At 66.5% G+C, this 5,373-nt stretch carries 7 protein-coding genes; 5 read left to right on the top strand and 2 right to left on the bottom strand.

Translation table 11 applies throughout. The annotated features are described in order from the left end of the window. The first annotated feature begins 612 nt into the window (after positions 1 to 612). From LJ657_RS47875 to LJ657_RS47855, 5 genes are all read left to right on the top strand, one after another. Entirely contained in the window at positions 613 to 981 is a 369-nt protein-coding gene (locus tag LJ657_RS47875; RefSeq protein WP_232656065.1) for a hypothetical protein, read from the top strand. 566 nt (positions 982 to 1,547) lie between these two features. Then, the gene (locus tag LJ657_RS47870; protein ID WP_232656064.1) at positions 1,548 to 1,814 is read left to right on the top strand and encodes a hypothetical protein; all 267 of its coding nucleotides are present in this window, start codon (positions 1,548 to 1,550) and stop codon (positions 1,812 to 1,814) included. 69 nt (positions 1,815 to 1,883) lie between these two features. Continuing rightward, positions 1,884 to 2,081: a toxin-antitoxin system HicB family antitoxin gene (locus LJ657_RS47865; protein WP_232656063.1), complete on the top strand. Its 198-nt coding sequence runs from the start codon at positions 1,884 to 1,886 to the stop codon at positions 2,079 to 2,081. Then, positions 2,078 to 2,374, top strand: coding sequence for a putative type II toxin-antitoxin system PemK/MazF family toxin (locus LJ657_RS47860; RefSeq protein ID WP_232656062.1), 297 nt, complete (start codon positions 2,078 to 2,080; stop codon positions 2,372 to 2,374). Before LJ657_RS47865 ends, LJ657_RS47860 begins: the two co-directional genes overlap by 4 nt. Positions 2,375 to 3,497: 1,123 nt before the next feature. Beyond that, positions 3,498 to 3,683 carry a hypothetical protein gene (locus tag LJ657_RS47855; protein ID WP_232656061.1) on the top strand — a complete coding sequence of 62 codons (186 nt, stop codon included), beginning with the start codon at positions 3,498 to 3,500 and terminating at the stop codon, positions 3,681 to 3,683. A gap of 110 nt (positions 3,684 to 3,793) precedes the next feature. On the opposite strand, the gene LJ657_RS47850 is transcribed toward LJ657_RS47855, so the two are convergent. Next, positions 3,794 to 4,237 carry a hypothetical protein gene (locus LJ657_RS47850; RefSeq protein WP_232656060.1) on the bottom strand — a complete coding sequence of 148 codons (444 nt, stop codon included), beginning with the start codon at positions 4,235 to 4,237 and terminating at the stop codon, positions 3,794 to 3,796. Positions 4,238 to 4,519: 282 nt separating this feature from the next. Beyond that, positions 4,520 to 4,846, bottom strand: coding sequence for a helicase associated domain-containing protein (locus LJ657_RS49540; protein WP_505016533.1), 327 nt, complete (start codon positions 4,844 to 4,846; stop codon positions 4,520 to 4,522). Positions 4,847 to 5,373 lie beyond the last annotated feature (527 nt).

The following is a 5,373-nucleotide window of genomic DNA, read 5'->3' as shown; positions in this document are numbered from 1 at the left end:
CAACGGCGCCTCTCGGGCCCGGTGGCACCACCCCCCAGGTCATCCCTTCGACAGGGGGGAACAGCCATGCCGGGCCCGGAGGCCAGCGGTCCCATTGCAGGACCGCAGAAAACATAACGGGGGGCACCGCAGCCGCTCGGCGGGAGTTCGTGGCGGGTGACGACGGTGGTGAGGACCGGCCACGCTTGCACGTCGACCGTCCTGCGCCGACACCCCAACACCCCAGTGCTGCAGATACTCACCAGTCGGCCGGGGCGCTGCCCACTCGGTGCGTGTAGGGCCTGGGAGCGGTGCTGCTGGCCCGGGACAGTGAAGGACCCCGGGCTGCTCGTGCGCCCCGGGTCCTGTCGCCGGTCTCACCGCCGCTCACGAGTCGTCGGGTGTGCTGTCCACCCACGCGATCGGCTGGCGGTTGCTGTTGTGGCCCCAGTGCGGTGAGAACGAAGCCGGACTTCAACCCCTACGTGTTCGGTCCCGACAAGAATGAGTACGGCATCGCCGGCCAAAGATGACCCTGGGACTTCACAGGTACTTCCCCGGGGCGACCGGGGGCATGGTTGTCCACGTCCGCCAACCAAGGTGGGCAACCTGGACCATCAGGGGGAACAGACCATGAAGTTCAACCGCAAGGCCATCGCCGTGGGCGCCGCCGCCGTCACCGCCACAGCCGGCCTTCTCCTCGGCACCGCCGCAAGCGCGCAGGCCGCGGACGCCAGCCACGGATGCCCCTCTGGGGACGTGTGCTTCTACCCGGGTGCCGGGTGGAACAACGACCAGCCGTCCCAGACGTACTACAAGTACGGGACTTACAACCTCAGCAACATGTACGGGACCTACCGCATCTTCAACAACCAGACCGGCGGCGCGACTATGCGTACCTGCACGGGATACAACGGCAGTGGCTGTCAGGGCTACCTGCCCGCCGGCTGGTACATCGACAAAGACATGACGCCGATCAACTCCATCACCCTGGAGCCGTAGGCCACGACCTGTGCAGCGCACCAAGGGAACCTCTCCCGGGACGCCCGCCTGACGCGTGAACCCGGCTGTTCCTGAGTTCGCCTCGGGTGCGCTCATCACGCCGCTCCTTCCGCTGCGGCCCACCCCAGCCCGAGGCCGGCCAACGCGGCGAGCTTCCCGAAGCCCGCGTGCTCCCGGCGCGCGACCACTGACGGTCCACCGAAGACCCAGCGCACAGCCGAGGCCCCCGCCCCACCGGTTCTCACACCGGTGGGGCGGGGGCCTTCTTTGCGTTTCCGGGGCCCCTGTCGCAGGCCTTGGCGTGCCGACTCGCGCGGACGCGCGGGCAGCGTCTCTCCGACCGCCCGCGGGCGCAATCGCCCACACGGGTGACGGGCAAGCCGGGGGGTGGCCGGGACTCCGCACGGCACCCGCCGGGGCCGTATCCCTGATTCCTGTCCTGCTCTGCGCCGCCCTCGGTGTCGCTCGTGTGGGGGACGGCGTTCATGGGGCCGGCCGCGGGATGCTCATGGGCATGAACGAGGACACGTTCGGTCCAGGGGTTCCCACGAGGGCGGAACTCATCGATGCCGGGGTTCGCCGTCCCGGTGGCGTTCAGCGCTCGGGCCTGGCAGATGTACATCGCAGGCCAGGGAAGCAGGCTGGCGGTTGTCCTGTCCGCAGTCCGGTACGCCATCGCCCAGATGCCCCACGAAGAGACGGGCGCAAAAGTCTCCGGCCTGCCCATGGCGTCCGGACAGCCCTCCGGCCCCGCCGACGAGCTGCACGCAGAGATGCACCCCGGGGATGCGTCGGAACCGGTCCTGACCCTGATTCTCCCCAGCGACTACTGACGCAGGCCTGCGCCGTCACATGTAGCAACCGCCCTACGACACCGCGAACCGGTGGCGTACTCTGCACCCGTGACTGTCACCACCATGACCCTGCGCATCCCCGAGGAACTCGCCCCCTCGATCAAGGCAGCCGCCGCGGAGGCCGGTCTGAGCGTCAACGCGTACGTCGTGCGCGCCGCCCGCCGCGCCGCCACCCTCGACGCCGCGCAGCAGCTCGCCGCGCTCGGCCTCGGCGACGACCTGGCGGGCGAGGGCGACACCCTGTGAGGCGCGGCGAAATCTGGACCCTGCCTGACGGCCGCGCCGTGCTGGTCGTCTCCCTGACCGGCCTGGAAGAGCGCTACGGGGCGGTGCTGGTCATCGTGCTGCACCCGTCCGGCCGCTTCCCGGACACCGCCATGTCCGTCGTGCTGGGCGACCCCCTCCCGGCCACCGCAGTCGCCGTCAACCTCCAGCAGCTCCGCCTCGACCGATTCGACGGCGCGAAGCTCCTGGGTGAGGCCGACCCCGAAGCGATGGCCCGCGTGGACCAGGCGCTGCGCGCCGTCCTCGACCTGTAGCCGCCCGTTCCTGCACACCGCACCCCATGGGAGCTCTCGTGCCACGGACGGGGTGACGGCGAACTCAAGCGGAACGTGGCCGACGCCATCGTCCGCTACGAGCGCGAGGCCGCTGAAGCCCCGCCAGGCGAGGCCTCGGTGGTCTGGCCAGCTGGAGAGCGTCAGGCCGACAGCGGGTAGTCCGGGATCACGGCGGCCGCGACGTCCGTGTCGACCATCCGGTCCCGCACCCGCCGGTACTTGGCCTTCGCCGAACGCAGCTCGCGAAGGAAGTGTCAGTCCGCGCGTCCAGTCCTCCTCGAGGTCATCCAGGGTGGCCACCCGTCATCCGCGCGAACCCAGGATCCCGCTGCACCAGCTTCTGGGCGGAGGGCTCGCGGATCAGCTGCTCCACCGCCCGCACGGACGACCCCATCGCAGTGAACAACACCCTGCTGGTGGACTTGAGTGAGGAGTCGCGAGCGTCGTAGGCACCACCGCCCGGGCCGGGTCGGCCATCTACTCCAGGGCCACCGGGTGCGTGCTGCAGGGCAATGGAAAACCCGCCACCTCGATCTCTTTGGCCGGAGCGGAGGTGACGGGCCTTCAGCGAAGTCGAAACCAAGACGAACACGTGCGCTAAAAGCGCACACCCAACGAGGTTGAGTGACTACCATGCGTGATGGTCCGATCTCTATCCGTGAGTGATGGTAGCGAGCTATATCTACACACAGGGTCAACGAACTCTTAGCGCTGCGTTATGGGCGCAGGTCACCCCCTCCCTAAGCAGGGAATGTGTGACCCAAATCACGCTCGCTTGCGAGCGGGTGCCGTACAACCGATCGACGCATCTGGCGGTCACTACTTCCGTAGGTCGCCACATGCGGAAACCGCCGGGTCGACGAACCCGCTTCCACCCCTTGGGTGACACCGCCGGTCAAGGTCAGGTGACCTGAATCACACTGCGGGTCTCCCGGTTCCGAGTCGGCATCACATTGACCTGCACGCTCCACCGATTTGCACGTATACGCGCGATTACGGCACTCGGGCGCCCGTACTCCAGAATGCCCTCACAGCCTCGATCTCTTTGGCCGGAGCGTGGGGTTGTGATTCATCAGCGGAGTACGAAACCAAGGAGGCCGGCATGTGCGACGGGCGCGAGTCGCCCGCACCCAAGCGCAACCCGAGGAAGCAGAAGAAGATCCGCGTACAGATCGGTGATGATCTGGACCTCACGGTCGGCTTCTACGTATCCGCCAGGGCAATGGTCTGGCTCGGCACGGCAGTTGCCGGAGCCGGCGGGTACACCGGATACCTCATCCAGCGATAGTGCGGACCCTGTGGCCGCCGGAGACTCCGGCGGCCACAGGGTGAGGTGAACAGCCGCAACCTGCTCAGCCTGACGAGTAAGTTCCAGCTCCGGCTACCGGTGCCGGATGCTCACGGTGCACCGTTGTCATCAAGCGCTTCGCGTGCCTCGCCCACGAAGACGGACAGGCTCGCCGCGAGGGACTCAACCCCCTCACGGCACCGCCCCACCAGCTCCGCCCGGGACATTGCCTGCATCTCGAGGGAAGTCCCCGGCAGCGACACCAGCGCTGCCAGCACATCCCGGCAGTCCGAAGCCGCTTCAACCAGGTCCTCCGTGCTGTCAGCGACTGCGATGGGACCCTCGACTGAGACACGGGCGCGGCAGCGCAGCAGTTGGGTGACCTGTTCCATCACTTCGCGCACGCCGTCCGTGGTGTACACCTCCGCCCGGTTCATCACGTTGATCAGCGTGCCGACCTTCTGCGTCTGGGCGATGAGGTCGGCGTAAGCCTGGCTGCGAGGCTCGCGTCGGTCACGCGCGTGCTCAAAACGCCGCTGCTGATCCGCCTGCACGCGCTGGGCAACGATCTGCTGCCGGGCGGAACGGGCCCCCAGCCACCCACTGGCCAGGGCAGCCGCTCCAGTACCGAATGCCCCCACCGCCGCACCAAGCACCGCGCACCTGCATCCATGATCCGAGTCTCGCGGACTCAACTGCCCTTCACCAGACGGCCTTTGCCTACGCGCCATAGATTCGACCCGCTGCTGAGACAGAGGAGTTCACGTGTCCCAGACCGTCCGACACGCCCCCGATACCACGGCGGCCCGCGAGGCCCTGAGCGCCGTCACCGGTCATCACGCTGCCGCCCCTTCCGCCGCCCACGCCAGCCCGAGCTCCGCCAGCTGCCGGAGCCTGTCGGGGGTCAACTTCGCCCTGCGGCCCTTTAGATTCATCGTCCATACCCCGAGCTTGATCGCGTGCTCCTGGCTGGCGATCACGATCGTTTCTGTGTGGCCCCTGGGGACCGTCACAGAGCCCGTGCGGGCCCTTGGTACTGCGCAAGGGCCGCAACGCCCTTCTCGAAGGCGCCCAAGGCCGTCTTTGGGGCCTTGGCGTGTCTCCTGCTCCGGTGGCAGGGGCACGATGCCGAGCTGCTCCAGGCGCTCACGCTGCCCGTCCATCAGGGCTGTCCAAGTGGCGTGCTCGCGCTGCTTGTTGAGCCACCGTCCGACGTCCATGATATTCCGCTTCGAGACATAACGATTCACCTCTTTGGAGAACACCATCGAGAGAGAATCAGTACAGAATAACCAACACTCCACCAGAAACCGGATAATGTAAGGCGAGTGAATGCATCAGAAATGTGCGACGCTCTCTCGGCGAGTTACAGGACCCCCTCTGGGAGGTTTTATTTCAACCTTTCCATGCATCGAAATGTTCAAGAGGTCCAGACCACTGTTTGCAGCACGGAGAGTATCCGTTACATAAATTATGTAACGGCATTGGGTGGTACGTTACATAATGGGTACACATCAGGTACAGAAGGGGCTGCTTGGTGGCGTGTCAACGTAGGTCACCCCACCTCATTGCCAGCAATCAAGCGTACCAGGGGACAAATCGCAGGTCAAAAGCGTATGGGAGCAGCCAAAAGCCAACGATGCCGCGACACTCCCAATTATGTAACGGGGCCAGCGAAGGCCGACGCCTA

The sequence above is a fragment of the Streptomyces guryensis genome (genome assembly GCF_021261325.1).
GTDB lineage: Bacteria > Actinomycetota > Actinomycetes > Streptomycetales > Streptomycetaceae > Streptomyces > Streptomyces guryensis.
The sequence above is the reverse complement of the archived record's forward strand: the minus strand, read 5'-3'. Positions and strand labels throughout refer to the sequence as shown.